Raw genomic sequence first — 26,001 nt, 5'->3', positions numbered from 1 at the left:
TTGCCTCCTCGTACGAGGAACTTTGGGAGTTAAAAATGAAAAACACTTTCTGGTCTGCGTGTCTGATGTGTTGTCTGTCGGCGGCCCCTGCACTGGCCGAATGGGGCTTCAGCGGCAGCCCGTTGCCAAATGCATTTATTCAGACAAACAACATGACGCTGGAGTTGCAGTGCGACAGGATCAGGTTCGCCCCGGCCGGGTATGAGGATTCGCAGGATATCGTACGAAAGAACGGCCTTTCTTTTCGTTTTCTGATAAACGGATCGCAAGAAGTTGCTGCTTTTCAGATGGGACGCGAAAACTCGTTCGTCCAGATCGTCGACAACTATCCTGTCGAGATCCAGTTCACTGACGAGGCGGATTATGCGTTCGTCCTCGACCAGATTGCCGCAAACGCCACCCTGAACCTGTCGATGGTAGATCAAGACGTCAGCTACGGCATTTTTGATCTTAAGGGATCAGGTACAGCCATCCAGTCACTCCGGGCCGAATGTCGGGCATTGGACCAAACCTCCGCGCCTATGGAGGCACCAGAAGGCGTGGTCTATTGCGGCGGCGGTGGGGTCAAACGGCAAATCGAGTTCGTGATCCTCGATGATGCCAATGATGAGTGGGACGCGCGCGTCACCGTGAACGGCGAAACCCAGCGGGCAATGACCTCATACAGCTATTTCGGCAACTCCGAATTGGTCAAGGACTTCGTTGTTGCCCTACTGGCGGAGGATCGGGCCGAATTTCTGATCTTCCGGAACCAGAGGAAAAACTGGCTGGAGTTCGGCGATTATCGGTACGACCAATGCAACTGATGCCGAGATCGAGCGCCGAATCCAGCCTTGTTTCGATTGTCAGGATGCATTTCTGCGCGTTGCTTGCGACGGCTTTAACATTGCCGCAGCCTGCCAGTGCTTCAGAGATATCTGAGCTCCCGGCGCAGCTTCAAGAAAAGATCAATCAGGCGCAACAAGCCTGCTCTGACTTTGAGAACGGTGAATTTGCATTGGAATGGGGCGCTATTGTGCGCGTGGATCTGGACGGAGATCTGAAAACTGACTGGGTGTTGAACGAGGTGTTCTTTGCCTGCTCGTCGGCCGCGTCCCTGTATTGCGGAACTGGCGGATGCATGTCGCACTTCCTTGTGGGTGATGTCATTAGCTCTATCCTCAACCAAGGTTGGGATGTCGTAGATCTTGGTCCCAACCGTGTTCTTCTCACCGATGTTCACGGGTCGCAATGCGGCGGGATCAATCCAACCCCATGTGTCACTGCAAGCGCCTGGGACGCAGAAGATGGCATTTGGCGTAGCACAGCCGCGGAATGGGAGAAGTAGAATGGCAACAACTATTCACTTGAAGCAGCTATTGGCATCCTTCTTTATCTTGCCAGCGACGCTTTTACTCACTGGATGTATTGAGGCGCCGGTTGAGGTTGCGGTCAGCGAACCGGACCCCGATCTCGTCTTTGTTCGCGGCTACCGCAGCCCGTCGGATGAATGCCAACTTGTCGGCGAAAGCGCATTCACCGTAGACTTTCTTGATGATGCCGCCGATCTTGTAGCGTGTCCGACGGGCAGCTCAGCAATGCAAACGCTTATGGCTGAGACGGGATCACGCATAGTCACCCAGACGAACAGCTTCTCGTTCTTCAGCTTGCCCTACCGCTGAACCTGTAAATTCAGGACGGACTCCCAATTCTGGAAAGTGGGCCTGTCACACGTCAGGTAGAGTGAAGACCTGTCTTTGCCACGATGCTGGCGTCAGCCAAGTGATCCAGCCTACGGCATCCGCAGAGCGGACCTTGGTGCAAACCGCAGCGAATGGCCGCAATCCGCCGTTACTGCCAAAATGTGTATGCCGCAGCATCTGTCACAAAGGCCTCAGTGCAGTCATTCGCTGCAACTTGCTTGAACGACTGCTTTGCGGAAAATTTTTACTGAAGCGGGAAATGCGTCTTCTTGCTTCAGCCCGTACAAGTGTTGCTAAGAACGCTTTTCTACTAGGTGCGCGATACCCGAAGCCAGTAGTCGTCTCGCCTCGTAGAGTTCACGCTGGCCAGACATCAGGTTTGGAGGCAGAGCACCTATCTTTTCAGAATGCTTGATCGATATCTCTAACCTATCAGCCGCTTCGATTGCTTCTTTTAGTGCAGCCTTGATGGCGGTCCTATCAGAAATGGGCAGGCGAGTTCCAGCCATTCCTCCGCTGTCTGTCCATGACCCTCTCTTCATTTTTGTTCCTCGCTCAGGCGGCCCCATTTTGGTAGCAGTGACTTATCAATTGCGGCGGTCGTTCTATCCGTACGTCGCATTTCCTCGACCTCTGCACGGAGTGCGGACAGTTCTTCAAGCCCTTTGAGCTGGGCATGACGACCCAAGACATCCTGAAGAAGCCTTGCCTGTTGCAAGCTGATTTCGCCCCGCGATGCTGCATTTGTGGTCCGCTCTGAAGCGACAAGGATATCTTCAATTGAGCTCAATTTGTTCCTGTCAGCCAATTGAACGAAGTCAGAGCGTGCAGGAGGCCGAACCCGATCAACGAGCCATTGGGCTACGGTTGGATTGCCGTTATCAAGCTCGTCGGAAATTACGTCAGTGGCGCGCCCGAGCATCTCTTCAAGCCGTTCTCCCGCAAGCCGTGCTGCACGTGCTTTAATGCCATTTGCACCCCGCGGTCGGCCGGTTGACTTTGGCGGTTTGTGCCCGGGCAGGAACTTGCCATCCGGGCCGCGTTTAGCTTGTTGCTCGTCATGGGGCATAGAACCGTCAATCTCGTCATTTATACGTCAATATTACTGACATAATAGCTTAACTTTGCGTTCTTGTCACTGTCTTGGGATTGACCCGTGGGTTACGGAGTTCGAGAGCGAGGTGATCCGCTCCTTCGAGTGAAAAACCAAATCGGCTGTTGCATTCCCACAAAGAAATCAAGACGTGAGGATGCCTCCAAGGCCATCTGGCATCACATGCTCAACGCTCAATTCCTTAGTTACAAGACATGCAACACACCTAGGATGCTCCCACTCAATTCTCAATTTCCATTCCTCAGTGTTGAACGCACGTTGGCCAAGTTGTCTGGATGAAGGAGATAGCACCGCGCGACAGCAAGGTTTTGGACTGCCAAATTGGTTTCATTAGCCCAATTGACAGCAGTTGAAGTCAGGAGAATTCAGTAATATGTGGGGTTCTATGTGGGGGTGAGATGTCCCAACTGGTGGAAAACGCAGCGTTTTCAATGAGGGTATGGTGGCCCTAGGCTCCACCAAACTCTAACAACACAACTAGATGCAAGCATTCGAGCGGTGTGACACACAGGTGTGACACAAAATGAAGCAGCATGCGTATCTCTCACTGTCCAGACACGGCACTTATTACTCCCGTTGGCCCCTAACCATTGCCGTTTCAAAGCCCGTTCTCATCAAAGAGTGTGATTTCCGGTTTTTCCACAATCGCCCCACAGTTAGCGGCCCCGCTTTCCTCAACCATCTTACTCAGCTGGGTTAGGTGCCTCGCGGGCGTGCCGAACTTGGCCGCAAATCGCCAATCCCATGGCGATCAGGGCCAAACATGCAGTGGCTGTAAAGGTCATCGAAAAAGCATGTGCAATATCCGCAACCGGAGCATTCGCAGTATCTCCCGTCCCGACTATGGCAACAAACAGTGTGGATATAGCAGAAGCACCCGTCATCAGACCCAAATTCCGCGAGAGCCCGAGGAGGCCAGAGAGTCGGCCACGCTGTTCCTTGGCAGCGTGGATCAGAACTGCTGTGTTGTTGGCGGCAAGAAAAAGTTGAAAGCCAGGCGTCAGCATGATGAGTGAGATCAAATAGCCGCCGACTCCGAAGTATCGCGGCAGGTATGCCAAGCACAGCAGACCAAACGTGGTCTGCACAAGGCCGATGATCATCGCGCGATCTGCGCCAACCCGATCTGTTACCCAACCGGCCGGAACACCGAAGAGCGCGGCGACCGTTGGCCCCGCCGCCAAAACCAAACCAATGGCTGCATCGTTCAACCCCAGAGAAAAAGCTAGATAGAACGGACCAACAACCAAAGTTGACATCATGATTGCACTGACCAGCAGGTTCATCAAAAGCCCGATACTTGTTCTCTGGTCGCGGAGCAATTTCATGGGCACCAGTGGAGAGGCCACACGGGCTTCGACCATCCCAAACACGACGATTGCGATCAAAACAGTGAAAATAAGCGCGCCCGGAGACAACGGAATGCTTGATGCCCCACCGCTGGTTGCCACCGCGTAGGCTGAGAGAGCTATCACCAACACAAAGGTTCCCGGAAAATCCAACTCTCGGAAAGATACGGTCCTCCGTTCGCAATCGCGCGTGATAGAGGCGACAGACAGACAAAGCGTGACACTGGCGAACCCGGCAAGAAACCAGAATGCCATGCGCCAGTTGCCCATAGCAAGTAGCACACCACCCAGCGAGGGGCCCAATGCAGTCCCGGCAGCGGAAGTCGTCCCGAGCAACCCCATCGCTGTGCCCAACCTCTCTGTCGGGACGAGATCACGTGCGATAGACATCGGAAGCGCGATCAGGATCGCTCCGCCAAGCCCCTGCAACGCACGTCCAGCGATCAACACGCTGAGGCTCGGAGCCGTCGCGCTTAATACTGACGCTGCTATAAAAACGATGAGACCTAAAACCAGCAAGCGACGATGGCCGAATAGATCGCCAAGCCGTCCGGCCGATACAACGGCGATGGTCACTGATGTGAGATAAGCCAGCATGACCCATTGCACCTCCGACACTGTCGCGGAGAAGCTGTGTGCCAGTGTCGGAAGCAGTACCGCCGCTATACTGATTCCCAATGAGGCGGTCAGTGTCGCCGCAGCGAGGGCAATCAGGATGGGAGTGGGATTTTGTGCCTGTATCGCATCGGTCATCGTAAATTCTCTTGTCTCGTGTACCAGTGAGAAGTTACTCTGCCACTTCAAGTCAACTTGAGGTCAACCATGAAACTTCTTGATATCGGTGTCTTGTCTAAAAGGAGCGGCGTCCCGCCCTCAACACTGCGCTATTATGAGGAAATTGGACTGATCCAATCAGCTGCGAGGAATGGCCTGCGGCGGCAGTTTGAGACCTTGGTGTTGACGCAACTCGCCTTGATCTCTTTAGGGAAAATGGCGGGGTTCTCGCTTGCTGAGATCAGAGGCATGTTCGCCAAAGATGGAACACCGAAATTGCCTCGCCCCGAATTACACCTACGGGCAGACACTCTCGACGAACAAATCCGAGGCCTGACCCGGCTTCGGGATGCGCTCCGTCATGTGGCAGATTGCCCGGCAGAGACCCATATGGACTGCCCGAAGTTCAAACGCCTCATGGAGTTTGCGTCGCGCTCCGCCGCTGCTCGAAAGTGATAGGAGCGCCAGCGAAGGCTGCCTGCAACCCGCCAAGCAACAGGAAGGTCTTTTGCTGCGATCTGACGAATGGGATAGCTTTGCACGGACCTATACTTCGGTGATGAGACATATGATTTGATCCTGAACTAAAATCCGGCGTTTGGTTTCGGCCCAAAGCGGACCTTCATATTGATCGCAAGTGCTGCGGTGCGGCTTCGCCAAACCACTTACTCGGTGCACGCCCGAGTGTCGCATCCCTATGGATGGCAGCAACACGCAACGGAGCCTGTCAGGAAATTTTCTCAACAACAGCAAAATAATCAATGCTTAGATTAAACATAGGGAAAGGGCCGAAACACAGTTAGAAGTAGTTAAATCGGATAGAATTTCTCAAGAGGCGAAGAACACGCCCGAACCGGATAGGTCTGTTGATTTGATACCGACAATTACCTTTGTGGCCATTGGAGCAGTCGTTCTTTTAGGATTACTGTTCGCTCCGTTTTCACAAACCGCGATTTGGCGCGCCACAGTTACCCCACTCGCCTCAATCATCGGGAGTGGTTTTCTGGTTTCCGCCCCTCTGCTTGCCCGGGAGTTCGGGGGCTTTGCTGCGCTTGCGATGGCGCTGTTAATTCTCGTGGCAATGCTGATTGGATGGACAATTCGCTACAACATCAGAGTTGTCGAACCACAATTGGCAGCTGACAAGGATCATGTTCTGCATTCGATTGAGCAACTCAGTCATATTGTTCTCGCATTTGCCTACTTCATTTCCGTTTCCTATTATCTTGCCCTTCTCGGGCACTTTGTCCTACAGGGCGCAAATATCGACCGGCCAGAGTTAGCAAAACCCATCGCGATAAGTCTTTTGATAGCAATTGGGCTATTAGGTTGGAGCGGTGGAGCGCAAAAAGTTGCCCGCGTTGAACGCTATGCGACAGCTTTAAATCTATCAGTGATAGCTGGTTTTCTTGCGGCTCTTGCGGTTTTTGCATTCGGGAAGATCGTCGGGCCAGGCGACTTTCTGTCAGCTGCTGGCAAATTCGAGCTTAAGTCACTTCCTGTTCTTCTCGGGTTGCTGATTGTTGTGCAGGGATTTGAAACGACAAGGTTCATGGGCGAGGAATTTGATGCGCAGACCAGAATTAAGGCGATGTGGAATGCGCAGTTGCTCTCCGGGGTTATTTACATTGTCTTCTTCATACTCCTTTCGCCGCTGCTGATAGATCTGTCTCAGGGAGAGGGAGTTGCTGCTGTTATATCTGTCTCGGCTTTGGTCGCGGGCATACTGCCGATTTCTTTGACAATTGCTGCGACAGCCAGCCAATTTAGCGCATCTGTTGCAGACAGTATTGGGGATGCCGGCCTGATCGGCGAGATCACTCATGATCGCGTAAACCCCAGCCACGCCTATGGTTTAATTGCGCTGGTTGGAATCGGCATTCTGTGGTCGACTGATGTTGACCAGGTGATTGCCTTGGCAAGCCGTGCCTTTGCCTTGTTTTATGCCCTTCAATGCCTGGTCGCATTTGAAGCTGCACGTAAGCGTATGGGTGACGAGAAAAAAGCCGCTGCCTTTTTGGCGCTAAGTGTTGTTTCCGGAGCGGTTTTTATTTTTGGGGTTCCCGCTGGTTGAATAGGATTGCACCAAGGAATGGAAAACCGAACGCTTTCAACACTCGGTTATGTCCGAACGAAGCCGACTTTGCCTCCTCGCTTAGATCAACTGAAGTGGCGTTAATGGTTCGCAGACCCTGGAAATTTGACCCGATAGCGCCCAGAATACCAATTGAGGTGACGGCTAGGTGCAGAACGCCTAACCTATGAAAGAAATTGTTCTTGTTTCCAGTTTCTTGGGGTCAATTCAGAAACAGATTTCAAAAAGCGCCATTTTCTATTGAGGCGTACGCAATAAGGGAGAGGGAAATGACCACTGAAGACCAACTTTGGGCAACAGAAGAGCGGCTGTGGTTAAACGGTTTCGATTCCGCACATTCAGAAATATCTGAAGATGCCGTGATGATCTTCCCGTACCCAGCGAAAATTCAACGCGGTACGACTGGTGCGCAAGGTACGGCAGGATGGCGGACGGTTCGAATGAGTGACCGACATTTCAATCAAAAAGGTGAGATTGCTGTTCTCGCATATCGGGTTTCAGCCGAGCGTCCTGACGCTCCGATTTACCATGCGCTATGTGCGTCGACCTATTTGAACGATGCAGGTATTTGGAAGCTCGTGTCACATCAGCAAACACCAGTCGACGATGAGGCGCCAGCGCAGCCCGAGCTTTGATAGATTGATACAAAGGATATTGTTCCGGCCGTCACACTGGGCCTGCAGTTGATCTCGGACACAACGCGGGAAGAAACCGTTAGTTGCGAGCTACATGCGTTACCGGTAAGGGCTACCGCACTTCTTCAGGATTTGGACCCGGCGTTGCTTTCCGCATGTTGTACGACTTGAAAACGCAACTGTTGCCCAAGTTGAATTCTCTGATTATCCGGTGGGTGAATACCAGATCGGCGAGCCCCAGGCGCGTTCCTGAATTGTGGCGGGGACTTCTTCCAACAAAGGAAGGCCAGAACGAACGGCATCATACGTCGACCACCTTGGTGTTGGAATCTCGATAGCACGTGCATAATAGAACGCGCCTTGCTCTGGGTCGAAACCGGGGTCAGTCCAACTGCCCATCAATGTTGGGGCGCCAATGTCGTTCGTATACAGTGCAGTTTTCAGATCGACAGTATTGCCCACCGAAGGAAGTTTGCCATCTGCGGCGATCTCGCGATCACCGGACCAGGCCACGTCGATGATCTCTTCGTGGATCTCGCCCGTTGCGTCGACCCAGCCCTTGATGATCTGGATGCGATCCAGATTGGCGCCGTCCGGGTCTTTTTGCGCATATACGTTGAAAGTGGGCGCTTTGTCTCCAATCAAATCACCACCCATCGGTACGCCGTTTTCATAGCCATCTTCCACCATTGCAACGGGATCGGTCGGATTGTCCGCAAGGTCCGAGCCACCGAACATCCGCACTTTGACCCGAGGCCCGGATGTAGCGAAAGTTTCACGTCGTTTCATCGCGTCCCAGATCGAGGCTCGGGTGTTTTCTTCGGCCCAGACACCAGCAAGTGAACCAATCGAAAGGTCGATCCCGTCGATCCAGCCGCCAACCCCACCCTTGCGACGTCGATCAACACTACCATCTTCGGGACCGTGACCACCGATAAAGTCGTCTTCGGTCACATCCGACATCAGGCCATTATGGTTGTCAGTGCCGCCGATGAACCCGTATTTGTAGGGATTTACGCCCAACTCCTGTTGGGCCGCCAGTCCCAGTTTCAACCCTTCGCGCACAAAGTCGCGCTTGTGGAAATACCGGTTTGAGTTTTTCTGGATGGAATTTGCGTTTTCGAAACCGGCGAACTCATCCGCCTGCCAGAATGCTTCGTGTACTTCAGAATTACCCTTGATCTGCATCATTTCGATCAGAGGCTCCCAAGCCTGCCGGGTGCTGGCCCAGTCCTTGTCCGGTGCTTCACCAAAACTGTTGAGTTCGGGAAACATCTGCTGCTTCGACGCATTCGAATTATGCGGGATCGCCAAAAGTGTTGATCCGTTGTCTTGCGCGTTTTGCAGCCAGTCCCAGAGGTCTTCGACCTTGTTGGAATCATAGCTGGACATCGGAAGGTCCGGGACCACGCTATCGCGGAAGATCACGTTGCGATGCATGTTGCCACCGTTCGGCGCTGCGGACCATTCAAAGGCAATCAAGGCGGTAAAACTGCCCGGATCATTGTGTTCCTCGGCGGCATCGATGATGATCTGCCAACCGGATTTGGTGGTCTCAGGCCCCTGATAGAAAGGTGGGTGGGTAGGATTTTCACTGCGATTGTTGGCGATGACGTACTTGTAGAACCAATCCTGTTTGTCTTTCAGCGTTTCCAAGCTGCGTAGTTGTTGCAGATCTTCTTGCTCGTATCCTGGTGCCTCGGGGAATATCGTCGAATACATCTCGCCCAAATATTCCACGTGATCGCTGACCGCTGCAAAATCGAGCGGGCGCGACAATTGTTTGTGACGTCCATTTACCAAGACTGACTCGCCCTTGGCAAAGCGCAGGCTGTCAGACGGCATCAGTCGTGCACCACCGATATATGCATCCAGCGACAGTGCCGTATGCATATGAGTCTCGCCAAAGTATGCGTTACGCATTGGGTTGGGTTCCGCCAACGCCATAGTCGAAAGCGCCAAGGTGGATGTCGCAATAATAAGTGTTTTCATCGGCTTCATCCTTCAGGTGTGTACCAAATTGGCGAGGTGTAGGCGCGCTCTTGCGTGATCATCTTGACTTCATCGGGCATGTCGACATCAAAGCGAACCGCATCATAGGCGGTCCAGCGTGGCGTCGGGATTTCGATAACACGGGCATAGTAGAATGCGTGCTGCGAGGGGTCGAACTCCGGATCAGTCCACACGGTACCCAGTTCAGCCCGGCCAATATCATTGGTCCAGCTTGGGATGCTCAGATCGACGGTATTTCCGACGGGTGGTAATTTATCGTCATCACCGGGCGTTCGATCACCGGCCCAAACCACGTCGTGGATTTTTTCATGGGTCTCGCCGTTTGTATCAACCCAGCCCTTGATAATCTGGATGCGGTCCAGGTTAGCACCAATCGGATCACGCAGGGCGTAAACAAGGAAAGACGGTGCATCGGTCCCCGCCAGGTCACCACCCATCGGGACACCTTTTGAATAGCCGATCCGTGCCAACTCGCGGTGTTTGATGTCGTCGGCCACGAAGTCTCCGCCGAAGAACCGCACTGTGATGCGTGGGCCCGTGGTCGCATAGACCTCGCGCCGTTCCATCGCGTCAAAGATACCTGCCCGGGTGTTTTCAGTGGCCCAGACGGCCGTCGGACCCGGAGTGGCATATTGCCAACCCTTATAGGAAATTCCCAAATCCGCATTCCCCTTGGCCACCGAGGTGGCGCGGGTTTTTGACGGCTCCATCCAAGTAAAGGCGCCAAAGAAGTTGTTGTCGAGCTGCGTAGTCAGCCCGGTGTGGATATCCGAACCACCCACAAAGCCCAGCTTGAAGGGGTTCATCCCATCGGATTGCTCAAAAACTAGGCCGTTTCTTAGCGTATTGCGCACCATTTCCGTGGCGAGCATCTCAGGCGTCTTGGCTTCGGAGATATCCAGATTGGCCCAATCCCACCGTTCGTATTCGGCAAATTCATCTGTCGGGGACAGCATCGGATGGGTTTCGCTGTCTCCTTTAGTCTGGCCAATTTCAACCAGCTTTTCCCATTGCTGCCGGGTTTGCAGATACTCTCGATCGAAAGGCGCATTGTCGTTCAACGTGTCATTCAGCGCAAACATGATACCGTTGCTGAGGTTCGGATTGTGCGGAATAGCAAGCACGTCCCCTCCGGTCTTGTCCTCATAGCTTTGCATCCATTTCCACAAATCGCGGGGATCAGGGCTGCCCATTGGAGGCGCCATCAGGAAGGGAACCACTTGCAACGCCCTCTCAGGTCCATCGCGAAAGATGACATTGCGATGCAGGTTGTTGCCTTCGGTCAACGAGGTCCATTCATAAGCGATCATCGCAGTAAAGACATGCGGGTCGTTGAATTCCTCTGCGGCCTGTACCAGATCGCGCCAGGTATTGTCATAGCCTGGCATCCCGGGTTGATACAGCAACGCTTGGCTCAGCGTGCCCTGACTGAATTGCGCGATCAGGTCGATGCTGGCCTGTTTGGCGTCGTCACCGCCCTTCGCGAACGCCTCGTGAAACTTCTTGCCCTGTGCATCCGCCATGATGTTTGGCGCACCTTTTTTGATGTCGGTAATCACCCCCATGCCATCGGTGTGTTCAGTCAGCATGTAAAAGTCGAAAGGACGCTCAAGCATGACGGGTTGTCCCGTGTTCGACGTCACCTGCTCGCCCCGGGCGAACCGGTACATGTCTCGCGGCATCAAAGTCGTGCCGCCGCCACCTGCATCCGCGGACAATGCCGAATGGACATGCGTATCACCGAACAGGACCCTGGTCGGAAATCCCCGGTTGGCATTGGGAGAATAAGGTTGCCCCTTGAGGTCCCCAGCCGCATTGTCAGCCGAGGCCGTATCCTGCGCCAGCGCGGGTAACGTAAGTGACACCGCAAGTGCAGTTGCCAGAGTCAAATGCATGGTCATCTCAAACCCTTTCGTTCAAATATCCGCCCATCGTCATTTCGGCACCAACAGCTTTGCTGTCAGGCCAATCGTGTCTTGTGGCCCGGTGCCGGTATTATAGAAATTACGCTCATAACTCAGCTGCCACTGAACCGGGACACCGCTGAGTTTGCTCAACTTCGAGACTTTCAGCCCAATCGGCAGGCTGGTGAATTCTGATCGGTCCCAACTGTATACAACAGTCATGTCAGATGTGCCGACCGACCAGCCCTGACCAAGCGTGTAACTGACGATGGGTTGCAGAGTCGAAATGTTAACGTCCGGTCGCGTGTTGTCGCCGGCAACAGTCAGAATGTTCTGATTGAATAGCCCTGCAAGCCCCCACCCGGGCCGCGCCACGAAACCAAGCGCTGGCCCCAACCCCCATTTATCGGCGCTGACACCATCAGCACCCGTTGGCAGCAGGGCCACGACGCCGATCCCGTAACGGCCCCACGAACGGTCAAAAGCTGCCAGATTGAATAGGGTGGCATCGCCGATCCCGGTGTCGCCATTTGAGTTATACGTAACCGAGGGCAGTGTCAGGCGGGCAATATTATTGATCCCCCCCAGCTGAAGCGGAATGGCGGCGCGAAACTGGGTAACGTTCAGTGCCCCGTTCGCGTTATGCAAAGAAGGTGAATAGAAATTCTGCAGTTGAAACGACATCAAGGACGCGGTCGGGTCGCTGGCTTGGCTGGCCAATGTCTGATTGTCCTGCTGTGCAATCGCAGAGGCCGGAATGACAGCCATCAGGACAATAGACGGAACACACCTCATCAGAACACCAATCCAACGGTCATCCAGACCTTGTCGCTTTCAAATCTACGTTTGGCCCCAAACTCCTTGATGTACTTTGCCTTGATTGAAATCGGTGTCTGGCCGACCTGGGTTGACCAGGTGACGATCGGGCCCAGCCCATAAACACTGGCCTCCAAACTATCAGCGCCAAGCAATTGTTTGATCCCATCCGCCCCGCTGCCGCTGTCATCGCCAATTTGATGATACGCATAGCCGGTCACACCAAGGGCAAGCTTGTTGGGTAAATGCCGCATGACCGTGCCTTCAAAATGCGCCTCGGGCGCAGTCTGATAGTCGGTTGCGTCGTTCTCGGCGCTGAAGGTGACGCCAAACGATCCTGAATACTCCCATCCCGTGGTCGGGTCGAACCAGGTCATCGACAGGGTTGGGTCAAATGCAAATCGGTTTTTTCCGGCATTCAGGGCGTCAATCGACCGGTTTGCGACGTTGATTTGCGTCGTCTGATAGTGGCCAGTGGGCAGAAAGAACTGTAAGGCCAATGTTGTGTGTAACTTGCCTTTGCTCCAGTTGAAGAGAGGCGAAAGAACGATATCACCAAAGGCATGTTCGCCGTCATCGTTGAGGGTTCCGGAAAACCCCGAGCTGAGGTCGCCAGAATACTGCCCGTTTGCCGAAACGTAGGGCAAATTGAAATTGAGGCCCAATCGCGCATTGCCCCACTGCGCGTCAAAAACATGTGTGAAATTGAATTTATAAGTAAACACCTCTACATCAGGGTCCGTCACGACCACACCGCCCGAAGCCATGCTGGGAGCGGTGCCGCTGAAATACACGAAATCATTATTTAGGTATGTTCCGGGAGGCGGTAGGATGCCCGACATGCTGTCACGGCTGCCAAGAAGATAGGTCTCGATACCTCCCTCTGCGGCTTGCACCTTTTGCGCGCACAAGAACACCGAAGCAGACAACGCAAGTAGCACTATTGTTGTCTTCAAATTCACTCTCCCAGATACAGAGCGCTTGTTCGCACGCTTTCAGATATGATAATCCAAAACGCGTGCGGAGATTGTCTTAAATTGGATATTTGATGCAGAAACCACCCAGAACAAACGAGATTCAGGCCTTAGTGGCGGCATCTCCCTGGCTTCGTGCGATAGATACACGTCTGGCTAACAGCCTGGTAAATTCAGGTCGCAGTGTGAGTGTCGAAAGTGGTGCGGGAATTTATGCACTCTCTGATCACGATCAATCCGTCTTTGCCGTGGTGTCAGGCGCTGTTGGAATTCAGTTGGACGATGGCCAATCAGGGATCGTGTTGGGCCATGTGTTCGGGCCCGGTGCCTGGTTTGGAGAAGCGGCGGCAATCACCGGCTTGCCCCGTCAGATTGGCGCGATTGCTCTGACAGATTGCCAGCTGCTTCGGGTCCCGTACGAGGCTTTGATCCAACTAGAGCAGGACGACCAACCGATATGGCGTGCACTTGGGGCACTGGCCGTCACAAATGGCGCACTTGCCATTCGCGTTGCCCGTGATCTTATGCTGGCGGATTCCAAACTGCGCAGCCTTACAATCCTGACCAGGATATCCGACGCTTTTGCACCGACCCGCGCCATACCCCTGACCCAACAGCATTTGGCTGAGATTTGTCGCTTGTCCCGAAGTGCCTTCGCCAAGCTGGTGGCAGAGCTGGAGGCCGACGGGTTGGTTCAGCGAAAATACGGCTCGCTTGTGGTCGTCCCGCAATAATGGTCCCAGGCAAAGGAGCGCTCTTCCGGTTTTGTGATCAGCTTTGTAGCAGCCAACAAACTTACCAAACTCCGGAATACACAAGCTATTTCGCAAAGGACCGCTGTTACATTTCTTTCTTCTTGGGCTAGCAATATTTGGCTGGTATTCGTTCCTCCATCCCGAGTTGATCTGAGCCAGATTGTCATTGATGACGTGGATATTAATCGGTGGATCCAACAATTTCAGACACCCTCGCAGCGACCTCCAACCTTAGATTAACTGACTTCGCGTCCAAACGGGCTGGTGCGCGAGGCGCGCGCACCAGCCCTTGATCGTGGCGAAAGTGCCATTCGCCGCAGATTGGCGAAAAAGACGGACTTTTTGACACTGTAGGTGGTGCAACCGACGGAACCTGACGATGCGGCACTGAAAGAGAACCTTAACAAGAGCTCTGAGCGTTTCCTGAGTCCAGTGGCAATTGCGTTTCATCAAATCTGATTTGGGCCTGATCCCGACCCAGAAACCACTGAGACAACAATCGCTGCGTTGAGTTCCGGGGCGAACCTGGATGATTTTGGCACACTTAGTCTGCTACCGGCAATTATTGCGATAACTCCTGGCCAACAAGTCGCCGGTACGTTTGGGTGCATTATATTGAATCGATCAGCAGCTTGCCGCCTGGACAAAGGCCCGGCCCGATGCCCTGGGGATATTGCGCCAATATTGTGTGGGTAGATACGCTCCAACAGCCCGCCTTGCGCGCGTTTGAGGACATTCGTGATGAGGTTCTATTTGACTGGCACCGCGATTTGAAATCCGAGCCTCCCGCCGCTCCGATAAATGCGTTGAAATGCAAAATCGACATCTCCATGCTCACTCCGGAAAATCTGGGTGAAAAGTTGCTACAATGATCCTGCGCCGATTTCTTGGTTGTGAAGTCGCCAATGAATGCCGCTTGCCGCACTACGTCATGTTTCAATACCCGCCCCCAGTTGGAGCGATCATAGCACTGTCTATTGTATTCCAGGCCGTTGAAGTGCTCAAGCGGGACGAAAAACAGGTGCGTTTTTTCGAGCGTTCACCATGGCTCATCGCGTTTGGCTTTGGCCTATTACGCGGACTCGGTTTCGCCGGTGATCTGCGGGATATCGAAGCGCCTGGAAGTGATGCTCCAACTACGCTTGTCGCATTCAGCCTGGGGTCGAGGCAGGTCGGATTGCGTTTGTCGTGAACATCATCGCGACAGGATCTGTAATCCACCGTGCGTTCCATTCCTCTTTCGCCAATGGCAATATACCCTCAGCCACCTCACTTCCGCAACGGAACATGCCATTGGCTACATGGCTACATATTGGATAGCCGAACGGCTCGCCTATTCTTAGGAGCAATACCCAAGAATGGGTCCAAAGTTGGGTAAGCAGGGTCAAACAAAGGAACCCATTCGCAGCGATACTAGTTACGATTGTCGACACCTTCAGCAGCGAGGGACTCTATGACGAAGTGCCAAGAAAAACATAGTTTGAGGCGTGCTCAATATCTGCTTCCGATTTCGCAACCTCACTAACTCGCGGCTGCTGCGAACCTCCGCTCTCCGCCCTGAAACACCCAATCTCGTTCGGGAAAGATGAGTCTTCTGAATGCTCTTGTTTTCGGTCTATCGCATCCTCAAGTAATTTGGCCTGATCATCAGCCCGGCCGAGGTGGTTCTGTCTGTCGCAGACGAGCTCCGTAACAAGACCACACAGCCGAACCAGCTGTGGCAGACAGACTTCACGTATCTGAAAGTGATCGGCTGGCTGGGGTTGCTTACTACTCTCGACGACTACAGCCGTACATCATCGCCTGGAAGTTCTGCGCGACGATGAAGGCCGAGGATGTGACCAACACGCTCGGCCTAGCGTTGCAAGCCTCAGGATGCGATCAGGCAATGGTCCTGCACAAGCCAAAACTGCTAGGTGATTACGGGTCAAGCGACGTCTCGGACAAGCTTGCCGAGTGGCAAGGTGATCAACAGATGAAACACGTCAAGGGCACGCCGAAACACCCGCAAACCCAAGGCAAGATCAAGCGCTGACACCAAACTCTGAAGACCCGCACCCTGCTGAAAACGGCGACATACCTGGTGAACTTCACCATCAGATCAATGCATTTGTCGATCACTACAATCACAAACCCAAATGCAAGAACCTGCAAATCTTAACGCCCGCAGATGTCTATTTCGGGCGCGAGTAATCCATCCTAAAACGACGACAAAGGATCAAACAAAAGACTACCGAAACGCGACGTTTGCTTCACCGCACAATCAAACAAAATAGATGAGCCAGATTCTCTCTAAGCTTACGCTGCCATCGGTTCAGTTTTGTGGGAGGCCGTCGAAAATTCTGTGTCTACGTGCCAGGGGCCGCGCCTGTTTCAGAGGCCATCGCAAACGGACGCTATCTTGATGCCTTTTCACAATGCTCTGACGTGCCGACACAATCAATTTGGATAGCGGGCTGCCAAATTGAGTGCACACGCAGCGTTTCAAATATGCTGAACAAAAAAGGAGCCAGAAGATGAAAAAAGTAGTGATTGCTCCCGTTGTCTCGCTTGTTATTGCAGCATTGTCTGGGGTGACATTTGCGGACACATTTGACGTAAGCCCCGCGACGTCACAAACGCAATTGCAGAACACGATGTCATCTTCGGGGGGTTATGGGAAATCTCCTGTAGTATGTAAAGAATGCAGGGAAGCGGGCAGCCACGGGACAGAGCTTATCGGCGGCGTGACCTTTTATTTCCTTGAATTGCCTGAGGTGGACATTGATGCAAGAAGGCTAAAGAACGTTTTTGACATTGATGCTGGTATAGTGATCAAACGAATGCGGCGCTGAGCCTACGATGCCGCAAGAGACCCGGCTGTGTGAACAGCAGGGCGAGATATGCCGGTGATTAACTCCAGCCGGTTAGCCCCTTTTGCTGGCTAAACGCTGTGATGTGACGGAGCTTCATTGACCCGCTAAATTCTTAGGTCACAAACCGATCAATTACTTTGCCATTACGCGTAGCCAGTGACCATTCTTTCAAACTAAACCAACAGCGGAATGGGTGCACTTGTCGGCTTCTACGTGATCAATCCGGCGAGCGGTTGCCGCAAAACCAGTGTTTGCCTGACAGTTAACGCCCACTGCGAAAGACGCCCGGCCGGGCGTTAACTTGATGCCTTTTCTCAAAACCTTGACCTGCCAGCGCAATCAATCTGAGCCGCAGATTGCCATCTTTATTGCACCCACAGCGTACCAAACACGCTTAGCTGAAAGGCGCAAAAAGATGAAAAAGGTCATGATTACATCCATTACAGTGTTCGCGATTGTTGCAAGTGCTGGAATCTGCATGGCCGGCCCGTCGCATGGCCTCGGCCAACGCGGCTATGCAAAGGATGTGCGCTCATCTATTTCGCAAGTACGCAACCACACTGCAGCGGAAAGCAACGGTTCCAAACCATTCACTAGTAGCTTGGCGCTGACTGACTTGACGACAACCGCAGGACCATTGTTCTGGGTTGAGTCCCAAGGTGAACGCGACAGCTATGATGTCGGTGACGGCGAGATGACGACGAACAGCGGCAGTCTGCGGTATGGCGCGAATTTGCCTTTGGGTGAGGTCGGGGGCGGACAGCTGTTTGGCGGACTGGAATTTGGCATCGGCAGCCTGTCATCGAACATCGGCACCAGCTCGGCCAACGCCAATATCTCTACCAACGCCTATGATGCAACCCTGAGCGCGCTTTGGGTTGCGGATAGTATGTTCTATATCAACGGGCAGCTTCGCTATGGGTTTTTCGACAGCCAGGTACGTCCGAATGGAGGGGGCGCAGTGGATGCCGATGGCAGTGGGTATGAGATATCTATTGAGGTTGGCAAGCCCTTCACGCTTCCGAACGAATGGACGCTCATCCCGCAAGCGCAGGTCATGTACAGCGATATCGACATGGACGATGTCCCTGATCGAGTCGCGGGTAGTCAGATCGGATCTCTGGTGGATAGTGACACGTTGACCGCCCGGGCCGGATTGCGTGCTGAACGTGCCTTTGCAAACAATTCGATGCTGTACGGTCAAATCGACTTTTATCATGCGTTCGACAACGCGACCTCGGTGGTGTTTGGGCAAAGCGCAGTGTTCACGGAGCGAGGTCAGAACACAGCGGCCCTGAGCATAGGTGGCGATGTCGCGCTTTCGGATCGCTCATGGCTATATGGTGAGATCACCAGTGAAACCGGATTGGGAAGCAGCTCGAACGACCACCCCTTCGGCTGGAACATCGGCGTAGAGGTCCAGTTCTAAAGTGTCTTGCGTTTGGTCTGAAGCGAAATGGGTTTCAGGCATTAGCTTAATACCTTTTCCTAAAACCATGGTCTGCCAGCGCAATAAATCTGAGCCGCAGATTGTAAAATAAAAGACACACACAGCGCTTCAAACATGCTCGACCGAAAGGAACCAAAAACGAAAAAAATAATGATTGCATCTGCTACGGTATTCGCACTTGTCGGCAGTGCGGGAATGTCTAGAGCAGGTCCGTTGCGTGCCCACGACAACCCCGGGCACGCGCACGATGTTCGAACATCTGTATCGCAAACGCAAATCCACGCAAGTTCGAAAGCACGCGATCATACTGAAACAAAATCTACCAAACTGCTAAAGAATCTGGCGCTGGTTACGGTTTGATATCAGAGTATTCGGTTGACGAAAATTGCAATGATGCATGCACTAGTGCTTGGTCCTAAGAGCGTCGAAAATTGATGTCGGATGCTTGAGGTTGCTTTTCAATCGACAAGCATCCGCGAACCACCGTAGACCCTTGTGACGGTGCAAAAACTCTTGGACAATGTAATATCATCTGAACTGGGGCACCAGCTTGCTTACCCCACTGCGCATTGTTGGCCGACGTGCGGCTCCCCAGACTACCCTAACCTTCTCGAACACTATCCGGAGATCGGTCCGTCCTAGCCTGGTAAGGTCCGGTGTAGATCGCGTGTGTATACCCCTTGGGCTACTATGCCACGACTTTGCAAAAGTAGGTACCTGTGCAACCTTGCCGAAATATCCGATTGGGTAGTACGTGCAGCGAACGGCGGCGGCGTCCGCAGAGCATATTTTATTGTGTTTTTGCAACGTGCCCAAAGCCGGCAAGCGCTACATCCGGTCGCTTTCTCACAGCGACCAAAATTTCAAACGTCCGGTCGGTTTCACCACTGCAGCAGGCTTGGTTTTTGGGCCTCGAAGCCTTTTGTCGTTGGGAAAAGCGAGCGCATCCGAGCAATAATTTCGATGTCACCATCCAGCATTGTTTGGACCGTGTTCAACCAGTTCTTAAAAGCTTCAGAGTCCCAGTGATCCTGAATGGCTGCTTCGTCCCGGAACACTTCGTAGAAATAGAACCGATTGGGATTTGCCATGTCCACCATGATCTGAAACTGGAAAACCTCTGCCGCTTCGCTGACAACACTTTGCGCTTCAAAGATGCTAGCGTTCAAAAAAGACTGCCGGTGCTCAGGTTTGACATTAACTGCGAAGAATCCCCCGCGCATTCCATCGTCCATACTTAGCCTCCTTGGCCGCCCGTAAACCCGTCTAATGGTATCAAACGTTTCGACGCCGCCGGATGGCGTGAACCTTCTCCACTGCTTTAGCCAACACTAACCTAGGCGGATTTCATATTCGCGTCTGCGCCATCCCATCCTAGGGCAGATGATAACTCATGCGACATTTCGATGAGTGCTTGGCCGATTTTGACCCGCATTGGAGGCGTAAACACCCGAACGGAAGCTGTGGCGCCAATGGACAACGTCGAACCAACACCTGTTTTGCCCAGTGTTGTTGCAACAGAACTTATACCTCTTTCCAGCTCCTCGACACATTCGGCGTATCCTTTGGCCCGAATGACATCGAGTTCTTTTGCCAGATCTTTTCCGCTGGTAATGGTGTGCTCGGTGTACCGCTTGAGCTGCCCGTTCAATTCGCCATGAGACAGCAGCTCTGGAGAAACGGCGGCAATTGCCTTGGCGCAAGAGCACGCGTGCATAGGCCGTTTGCCCACACCCGGGTGAAGATATGACACGCCCGTTTCTGGCGTGGCCACGTGAATGATCTCGACCCAGTTGCCGCGCAGTCGGGAAAGAAAGAACGCAGCCCCGTAGTCTCTGGCGCCGGTGGCCAGGATCGGCGCAATCACTTCCAGAAGCGCAGGATCAGAATGATCACTCCGGGTGATACGCTTCAATCGGGTTCCAATGGCAAACTCCCCTCTCGCAGATGTCTGCAACAGTCCGGACGAAACAAGATCCTGAACCAACCTATAGGCTGTTGGCTTAGGGAGATCGGATTGTGCACAAATTTCCGCGACAGTCGCATGCCCTTTTTGACCTACGACTTCCAATATCAGCGCTAAGCGTTCTAGATGCATTTTTCTCACTATACGATAATAGTATTTTCGATATACGATACCGTAATCGTGATCAAGGGAGGGTTCAACGATGGATGGTGCATGTTGCGGACCGGGCTACGCCAGCCCGCAAGAGGCAATCCAAGCCCCCCGTGAGAAGCTTCTTTACACGATTGCCATTTATACAGGCACGGGCATTCAGAAGCCCGACTATCTTGCGACAGTGGATGTAGACCCGGAAAGCCCAACTTATTCTCAGGTGATCCACCGGCTGGAAATGCCGGGGATCGGGGATGAACTTCATCACATGGGCTGGAATGCTTGTTCGTCCTGCCACGACGACGGCTCAATGTCGCGAAAATACCTGATCCTGCCCGGTGTGCGTTCCAACAACCTACATATCGTCGACACGGCCACTGACCCACGCGCACCACGGCTGCACAAGATTATCGACGGGGCCGAGATTAAGGCCAAGGCCGATCTGTCAGGGCCGCATACAGTGCATTGTCTGGGTTCGGAGATCATCATTTCCTTCCTTGGAGACGCCAAGGGTGAAGCTCCGGGCGGCTATCTGCATCTCGATAAAGAATTCAACATCGTCGGCCGCTGGGAGAACTCGATGGGCGGCATCAAGTTCGGTTATGATTTCTGGTATCAGCCCCGTCACAACGTGATGGTGAGTTCCGAATGGGCCGCGCCCAACACCTTTATGCCGGGTTTCGATCTGGAAGAAGTGGGTCACCTGAAATACGGGCGCGAGTTGCATTTTTGGGATTTCGAAAAACGCGAGCCTGTTGAAAGCTTCTATCTAGGCGAAGACGGGCTGTTGCCGTTGGAAGTCAAATTCCACCATGACCCAGACAGCACGCATGGGTTTTGTGGGGCCGCGCTGTCGACCAACGTCATTCACTGGTGGAAGGACGACGCGAATAAGTGGCAATGGGCAAAGATCATCGACGTCGAGAATGAGATGCACCCTGAATGGCCGATCCCGCTGCCAGGAGTGATGTCGGCGATCCTGATCTCGATGGATGACAAATACCTCTATCTCAACAATTGGCTTCATGGCGACATGCGCCAATACGACATCACCGACCCGCATAATCCCAAACTGACCGGCCAGGTGTTCATGGGTGGGCTTTTGGGCAAAGCGCCAACCGTTAATGGGGTTGAAGTCGCCGGTGGGCCGCAGATGTTCCAACTCTCTCTCGACGGGCGCAGACTCTATGTCACCACCTCGTTGTTCTCGACTTGGGACAACCAGTTCTATCCCGAGATCCGCGAAAAAGGCGGTGTGATGGTCATGATAGATTGCGATCCTGAAAACGGCGGCATGAAGATCAACGAGGACTTCATCGTGGACTTTGGGAAAGAGCCAAATGGCCCCTCGCGCTGCCACGAGAGCCGGTATCCAGGCGGTGATTGCACAAGCGACATTTGGCTATGACAACGCATACTGTGACGATCGCCAACAGGGATGGCGCGACATATGAGGTGGACGCACGACGCCCACTACTGGATACGTTACGCGAACAGGGTGTTGATCTGCCCTTCGGCTGCAAATACGGCGGCTGCATTACCTGCGCCGCGAAACTTAAAACAGGCACGGTGGATCAGCGCCGACAGGTCGCGCTGAACAATAGGCAGATCGCCAATGGCTACGTAATCCTCTGCGTGGCACGCGCGACGTCAAACATCACCTTGGAGATCGGGGTTGAGAGCCATGACAAGCTTTACCGCAATCCGTTCCTCGATCCACTCAAACCCCACGAACTCAAAGCAGACATTGCGACGCCGAAGGAAGGTTAACCGATGCCCGAAGCAGATATCGACCGTATGTATGATTACGACCCCAAGTATCTCGCCGAGATCCTGAAGTCGGTCAAAACCATTGCAATGGTTGGTGCAAGCGCCGACAAAACGAAATTTAGCTACGGCGTTCTGCGACAACTCAGCGAAATTGGCTACGACATTCTGCCGGTAAACCCTAACCCGAACGTCAAGGAAATCAGGGGCCTGAAGGTCTATCATTCACTCGAAGAAATCGACAAACCCGTTGATATGGTGGATGTCTTCCGTCCCAAGGAAGAACTCTTTGGCTTCGCCGAAAAGGCCATCGCGATCGGAGCCAAAGTTCTTTGGGGACAGATCGGCGTCTACGACGACAAAGCAGCACAGCTCGCCGAGGATGCGGGCCTCAAAGTTGTGATGAATCGATGTCCGAAGATTGAACTCTTCCGGCCGTTTTGGAAGCCCCGCCTCGATCTGAAGATATGATGGATCCTAATGGAATGTGGTTTGCTGAGTAGCCAAACAGGCACATTTCATAGAGTGGGCAGTTTCCTAGTGCCTACAACTCCACGAACATCGAAATCAGCTTCACGGGCCTTAGGAAGCCTTCTAGTGATACAAGCGTAAGGGACTTCTTCCAAATCGCAGAGAAAGGCGCCTGGAGAAGAGACCGCAAAAACACTCCCTGCAATCTGTTCGAAGTCAGCTCGAAAGTGGGTGGTGCTCTTCACGCAAACCACTGAATAATTCGCAGGGTTTAGCCCGATATGAGTAAAATGTGCACGATCCAGGCATTGATTGCGTATGCTTGTGACGACAAGGTCAATATCGGCCTCGTGCCCAACCAATCGCAGAGCAGCTGTTTTGCCCAGCGTTGCCACGCCACCGCGATACATTTCTCCGGTATAGCGGCAAGTGCCATCACCCAAAGCCAGGACCTCAAACTCTGCTTTGACCGGAACGTGTCCAGCCAGGTTGGACTTTGCACCGATTGCCAACTCAATCAGTGCACCCTCTCCTGCCTCATGGGCTTGCATTGCGCTGTCCGGATCATGGAAAAGACCCATCACAACACTCTTTACCCCACCCTCAATCAGTGCGGCCAGCAAGCCTGTGGTATCAGACGTCCCGCCCGCGCCAGCGTTGTCCTGAACATCTGCGAGAACAACGGGTTTTTCCCGTCTTTCGCGGCATGTCGAAACAGCTTCCTCCAACGACAGCATCGAACAATCAAGATCGGCTTCCCGGGATATAAACAAGTTGACGATTTCTTCGGCGGCGGCGGCGGCTTTCTGGGCTGTGGCTGAGTAGGCAAGGCAGGCCGGGCCGGTGTCAGGGAAGTCCGCCGCCGTGAAGCCCAAAGCAATGTCGGCCAAGGTTTCCTGCCGCTCAAGTCTAACTGGTAACTGGTAGATTTCGTCGAATGGCGCAGAGCCCGTATGTTGCGCATGCAAAGGGATGAGATATGGCACCGGCTGGAACACTTTGTATAGTGTTTCGCCCGCCAGCAATTGCTGCAGGACAGGAACGCATCGTGCGCCGGTTTCCGCCATATCCAAATGAGGATAGGTTCTAAAAACAGACAAATAGTCCGTATATTCGACCATCTGAGCAGAGATATTGGCGTGCAGATCCAAACTTGCGACCACTGGAGTTCCGGGACCCACAAGCTCTCGAATACGGCGCAGAAGCTCTCCTTCACCGTCAGCAAAGCTTTCAGTGACCATTGCCCCGTGGAGATCCAGATAAACGCCGTCAATGTGGCCGGCATCTCGGATTCCATTGAACAACATCCCGCAAATCGTTTCGAATGCATGATCGGTTACATGCGCAGACGGCTCAGCAGAACACCAAAGGATTGGAACAACCTCAACCCCTGCGGCTTGAGCAGCCGCAGCAAAACCTGCGACGGGTAAGTTCATGCCCTCCGTTTCCAACAAGACCTTTTCACCGCGCAACATGCCGGGCCAGGAATCTGCCATCTCAAACTCGGGGAGACCGGCCTTTGTCACACCAAAGCAATTTGTTTCATGCTGAAACCCCGCAATCGCAATACGCTTGGTCTTCATTAGGTGTGCTCGATTTCTTTTTTGGCATGCGTTGCGGCAAAAACACTTTGACCGGCTCGGATCGTTTCGAGCACCTGTGTATCCTTCAGACGGTTCGGATCGTGAAGGGGATTGCGCGAAAGGACAACGAAGTCTGCAACTTTACTCGGTTCGATTGATCCGCGCCGATCCTCCTTGAAAACTTGCCAAGCGGCGTCGATGGTTTGGGCACGCAAAGCTGACAGAACGTTGATCTTTTGATCCTCGCCAAGCACACGGCCTGAAGAGGTTTTCCGATTTACTGCACAATGGGCCAGGTGGATTGGACGTGTTGGCGTGACCGACGCATCGTTGTGGATCGTATAACGTACGCCAAAACGCTCGGCTGATGCTGCCGGGGATATCCTCTCGGACCGCTCGGGGCCCAAGAAGGTGTCGTAGTGGCGATCCCCCCAAAAATAAACATGGGCGGGAAAGAAGCTAACGGTAAGGCCAAGTTGGGCCATACGCTCTAACTGATCATCTCGCAGGGCCTGGCCATGAATAATGGTGTGACGATGATCTGTACGAGGGGACGCTCGCAGTACTTTTTCAACCGCATCAATGAACATCTCGGCGCCGGCATCGCCGTTACAGTGGCAATGAATCTGTAGTCCCTTGCTATGGAGTTTGCTGACATCAGCATCCAGCTGCTCTTGCGAGGTGTAAGTCATCCCACGTGGATGTTCTGGATCAGCCGGCTTGAAATACGGGGCAGTCAGATACGCGGTCTGCAGTTGAAAGGCCCCATCCGTGAACAGTTTGCGCGGACCTAGTGTGAAATGCGGGTTGCAGGGCCAGTTCGTGCCGATCCATTGGGTACTTAGTTCTGGCTCCAGACTCCCGACGGGTAACAGCTCGATATCAATTCCCGGATCCTGGTCTGCGGGCAGGCTGGCGAAGTGATCCAGCATGGTTTGCGACGTCCAGGCATTTTGGGCATAGGTCACCCCATGGGTCAGATATTCGTCACGGCAGGCATCAAAGCCCTGCCAGAACCTTTCGCGGTCGATCAGGAAATCGGTATCGCCCATCTCTCCCATGGCCGAAAGACCTTCGATCAATCCCGTTAGGGCTCCGGTTTCAGGGTCGCGGCCAAAACGGCCGCCGTCCGGGTCTGGTGTGTGACGGGTAACCCCACGCCTCTCAAGCGCAAGAGAATTTGCCGTGCCGTTGTGACCCGATGCATGAATAACCCAGATTGGATGACGCTGTGATACCTTGTCCAACTCGGCCCGCGTGGGCATGCGACCTTCGAGAATAGAGGTATTGTCAATCGACACCCCCATGATCCATTCACCCTCGGGCGTTGCACTAGCCTTTTCCCGAAGCCTGTCCAACGCCTGCGCCATGGTCCGGCAATCCCCTAGAGGAGGCGACGACAGGTCAACACGGAACAGCCGGATGAACCCGGGATCCGGAAAATGCCCGTGTGGGTCAATAAACGCGGGCATCAGAGTGCGCCCCCGCAGGTTGCGTTCCTGAGTATCCGGCGGCATGCAAGCGCGCAGATCGGCCTCGGTTCCAACGTCCTTAATCCTGTGTCCTTCGGTCAGAACCGCCTCCGGCGAAGAATTCTGCGCATCCATAGTCAGGATTGTGCCGTTGAAGAAAAGTGTACTTAGCATTG

At 53.5% G+C, this 26,001-nt stretch carries 23 protein-coding genes and 2 pseudogenes; 14 read left to right on the top strand and 11 right to left on the bottom strand.

Annotated elements, in window-relative coordinates:
* Window positions 1-35 precede the first annotated feature (35 nt).
* From AC2FJE_RS09530 to AC2FJE_RS09520, 3 genes are read left to right on the top strand one after another with little or no spacing between them, the layout of a single operon-like run.
* On the top strand, window positions 36-806 hold the full coding sequence (locus AC2FJE_RS09530; RefSeq protein WP_496760894.1) for a hypothetical protein: 771 nt from the start codon (window positions 36-38) through the stop codon (window positions 804-806).
* On the top strand, window positions 797-1,327 hold the full coding sequence (locus tag AC2FJE_RS09525) for a hypothetical protein (RefSeq protein WP_282169981.1): 531 nt from the start codon (window positions 797-799) through the stop codon (window positions 1,325-1,327). The genes AC2FJE_RS09530 and AC2FJE_RS09525 overlap by 10 nt, the downstream gene beginning before the upstream one ends.
* Window position 1,328: 1 nt before the next feature.
* Window positions 1,329-1,661: a hypothetical protein gene (locus tag AC2FJE_RS09520; protein ID WP_282169982.1), complete on the top strand. Its 333-nt coding sequence runs from the start codon at window positions 1,329-1,331 to the stop codon at window positions 1,659-1,661.
* A gap of 559 nt (window positions 1,662-2,220) precedes the next feature.
* On the opposite strand, the gene AC2FJE_RS09515 is transcribed toward AC2FJE_RS09520, so the two are convergent.
* Together AC2FJE_RS09515 and AC2FJE_RS09510 are read right to left on the bottom strand one after the other, a co-directional pair.
* Window positions 2,221-2,751, bottom strand: coding sequence for a hypothetical protein (locus AC2FJE_RS09515; RefSeq protein WP_496704872.1), 531 nt, complete (start codon window positions 2,749-2,751; stop codon window positions 2,221-2,223).
* 728 nt (window positions 2,752-3,479) lie between these two features.
* Window positions 3,480-4,898, bottom strand: coding sequence for an MFS transporter (locus tag AC2FJE_RS09510; RefSeq protein WP_496755591.1), 1,419 nt, complete (start codon window positions 4,896-4,898; stop codon window positions 3,480-3,482).
* A gap of 69 nt (window positions 4,899-4,967) precedes the next feature.
* On the opposite strand from AC2FJE_RS09510, the gene AC2FJE_RS09505 reads away from it, so the two are divergent.
* The 3 genes from AC2FJE_RS09505 to AC2FJE_RS09495 all read left to right on the top strand — a co-directional run bounded on the left by AC2FJE_RS09505 (window position 4,968) and on the right by AC2FJE_RS09495 (window position 7,649).
* Window positions 4,968-5,375 (top strand): helix-turn-helix domain-containing protein, encoded by a 408-nt coding sequence (locus tag AC2FJE_RS09505; RefSeq protein ID WP_282169985.1) that lies wholly within the window; start codon window positions 4,968-4,970, stop codon window positions 5,373-5,375.
* A gap of 415 nt (window positions 5,376-5,790) precedes the next feature.
* Window positions 5,791-6,993 (top strand): Aq_097 family APC-type transporter, encoded by a 1,203-nt coding sequence (locus tag AC2FJE_RS09500; RefSeq protein WP_496755592.1) that lies wholly within the window; start codon window positions 5,791-5,793, stop codon window positions 6,991-6,993.
* Between the two features lie 290 nt (window positions 6,994-7,283).
* A complete protein-coding gene (locus AC2FJE_RS09495) occupies window positions 7,284-7,649 on the top strand; it encodes a hypothetical protein (protein ID WP_282169987.1) in 366 nt (121 codons plus the stop codon).
* 204 nt (window positions 7,650-7,853) lie between these two features.
* On the opposite strand, the gene AC2FJE_RS09490 is transcribed toward AC2FJE_RS09495, so the two are convergent.
* The 4 genes from AC2FJE_RS09490 to AC2FJE_RS09475 are packed head-to-tail and all read right to left on the bottom strand — an operon-like array spanning window position 7,854 to window position 13,338.
* A complete protein-coding gene (locus AC2FJE_RS09490) occupies window positions 7,854-9,641 on the bottom strand; it encodes a DUF3604 domain-containing protein (protein WP_496755593.1) in 1,788 nt (595 codons plus the stop codon).
* Window positions 9,642-9,646: 5 nt separating this feature from the next.
* Window positions 9,647-11,557 (bottom strand): DUF3604 domain-containing protein, encoded by a 1,911-nt coding sequence (locus AC2FJE_RS09485; protein ID WP_496760893.1) that lies wholly within the window; start codon window positions 11,555-11,557, stop codon window positions 9,647-9,649.
* Window positions 11,558-11,596: 39 nt separating this feature from the next.
* Window positions 11,597-12,361: a hypothetical protein gene (locus tag AC2FJE_RS09480; RefSeq protein WP_496760892.1), complete on the bottom strand. Its 765-nt coding sequence runs from the start codon at window positions 12,359-12,361 to the stop codon at window positions 11,597-11,599.
* Entirely contained in the window at window positions 12,361-13,338 is a 978-nt protein-coding gene (locus tag AC2FJE_RS09475) for a SphA family protein (protein WP_496755596.1), read from the bottom strand. Before AC2FJE_RS09475 ends, AC2FJE_RS09480 begins: the two co-directional genes overlap by 1 nt.
* A gap of 203 nt (window positions 13,339-13,541) precedes the next feature.
* Between AC2FJE_RS09475 and AC2FJE_RS09470 the strand changes: the two genes are divergently transcribed.
* The 5 genes and pseudogenes from AC2FJE_RS09470 (at window position 13,542) to AC2FJE_RS09450 (ending at window position 18,395) form a co-directional block, all read left to right on the top strand.
* Entirely contained in the window at window positions 13,542-14,090 is a 549-nt protein-coding gene (locus AC2FJE_RS09470) for a Crp/Fnr family transcriptional regulator (protein ID WP_496698428.1), read from the top strand.
* Between the two features lie 889 nt (window positions 14,091-14,979).
* Window positions 14,980-15,303 (top strand): HupE/UreJ family protein, encoded by a 324-nt coding sequence (locus tag AC2FJE_RS09465; protein ID WP_496755597.1) that lies wholly within the window; start codon window positions 14,980-14,982, stop codon window positions 15,301-15,303.
* Window positions 15,304-15,721: 418 nt separating this feature from the next.
* A pseudogene (locus tag AC2FJE_RS09460) lies at window positions 15,722-16,391 on the top strand (transposase); the annotation flags it as partial.
* Window positions 16,392-16,627: 236 nt separating this feature from the next.
* Entirely contained in the window at window positions 16,628-16,945 is a 318-nt protein-coding gene (locus tag AC2FJE_RS09455) for a hypothetical protein (protein ID WP_496755598.1), read from the top strand.
* Window positions 16,946-17,381: 436 nt separating this feature from the next.
* The gene (locus tag AC2FJE_RS09450; RefSeq protein WP_496755599.1) at window positions 17,382-18,395 is read left to right on the top strand and encodes an autotransporter domain-containing protein; all 1,014 of its coding nucleotides are present in this window, start codon (window positions 17,382-17,384) and stop codon (window positions 18,393-18,395) included.
* A 902-nt stretch (window positions 18,396-19,297) separates the two neighbouring features.
* Here AC2FJE_RS09450 and AC2FJE_RS09445 read toward each other — a convergent pair.
* The 3 genes and pseudogenes from AC2FJE_RS09445 to AC2FJE_RS09435 all read right to left on the bottom strand — a co-directional run.
* Entirely contained in the window at window positions 19,298-19,651 is a 354-nt protein-coding gene (locus tag AC2FJE_RS09445; protein WP_282169997.1) for a putative quinol monooxygenase, read from the bottom strand.
* 101 nt (window positions 19,652-19,752) lie between these two features.
* Window positions 19,753-20,331 (bottom strand): IclR family transcriptional regulator domain-containing protein, encoded by a 579-nt coding sequence (locus AC2FJE_RS09440; protein ID WP_282170083.1) that lies wholly within the window; start codon window positions 20,329-20,331, stop codon window positions 19,753-19,755.
* Between the two features lie 45 nt (window positions 20,332-20,376).
* Window positions 20,377-20,514 (bottom strand): annotated as a pseudogene (locus AC2FJE_RS09435) (helix-turn-helix domain-containing protein); the annotation flags it as partial.
* A gap of 70 nt (window positions 20,515-20,584) precedes the next feature.
* Between AC2FJE_RS09435 and AC2FJE_RS09430 the strand changes: the two are divergent.
* From AC2FJE_RS09430 to AC2FJE_RS09420, 3 genes are read left to right on the top strand one after another with little or no spacing between them, the layout of a single operon-like run.
* Window positions 20,585-21,940 (top strand): selenium-binding family protein, encoded by a 1,356-nt coding sequence (locus AC2FJE_RS09430; protein ID WP_496755600.1) that lies wholly within the window; start codon window positions 20,585-20,587, stop codon window positions 21,938-21,940.
* Window positions 21,937-22,302: a 2Fe-2S iron-sulfur cluster-binding protein gene (locus AC2FJE_RS09425; RefSeq protein ID WP_109310877.1), complete on the top strand. Its 366-nt coding sequence runs from the start codon at window positions 21,937-21,939 to the stop codon at window positions 22,300-22,302. Before AC2FJE_RS09430 ends, AC2FJE_RS09425 begins: the two co-directional genes overlap by 4 nt.
* 3 nt (window positions 22,303-22,305) lie before the next feature.
* Window positions 22,306-22,770, top strand: coding sequence for a CoA-binding protein (locus tag AC2FJE_RS09420; protein WP_496755601.1), 465 nt, complete (start codon window positions 22,306-22,308; stop codon window positions 22,768-22,770).
* Window positions 22,771-22,817: 47 nt separating this feature from the next.
* Here AC2FJE_RS09420 and AC2FJE_RS09415 read toward each other — a convergent pair whose 3' ends face one another.
* Complete coding sequence (locus AC2FJE_RS09415; RefSeq protein ID WP_496760891.1) at window positions 22,818-24,353, bottom strand: M81 family metallopeptidase; 1,536 nt, start codon at window positions 24,351-24,353, stop codon at window positions 22,818-22,820.
* Window positions 24,353-25,999 carry an amidohydrolase gene (locus AC2FJE_RS09410; RefSeq protein ID WP_496760890.1) on the bottom strand — a complete coding sequence of 549 codons (1,647 nt, stop codon included), beginning with the start codon at window positions 25,997-25,999 and terminating at the stop codon, window positions 24,353-24,355. The genes AC2FJE_RS09415 and AC2FJE_RS09410 overlap by 1 nt, the downstream gene beginning before the upstream one ends.
* Between the last annotated feature and the right edge of the window lie 2 nt (window positions 26,000-26,001).

The sequence above is a fragment of the Ruegeria sp. CDSC002 genome (assembly GCF_059610905.1).
The sequence above is the reverse complement of the archived record's forward strand: the minus strand, read 5'-3'. Positions and strand labels throughout refer to the sequence as shown.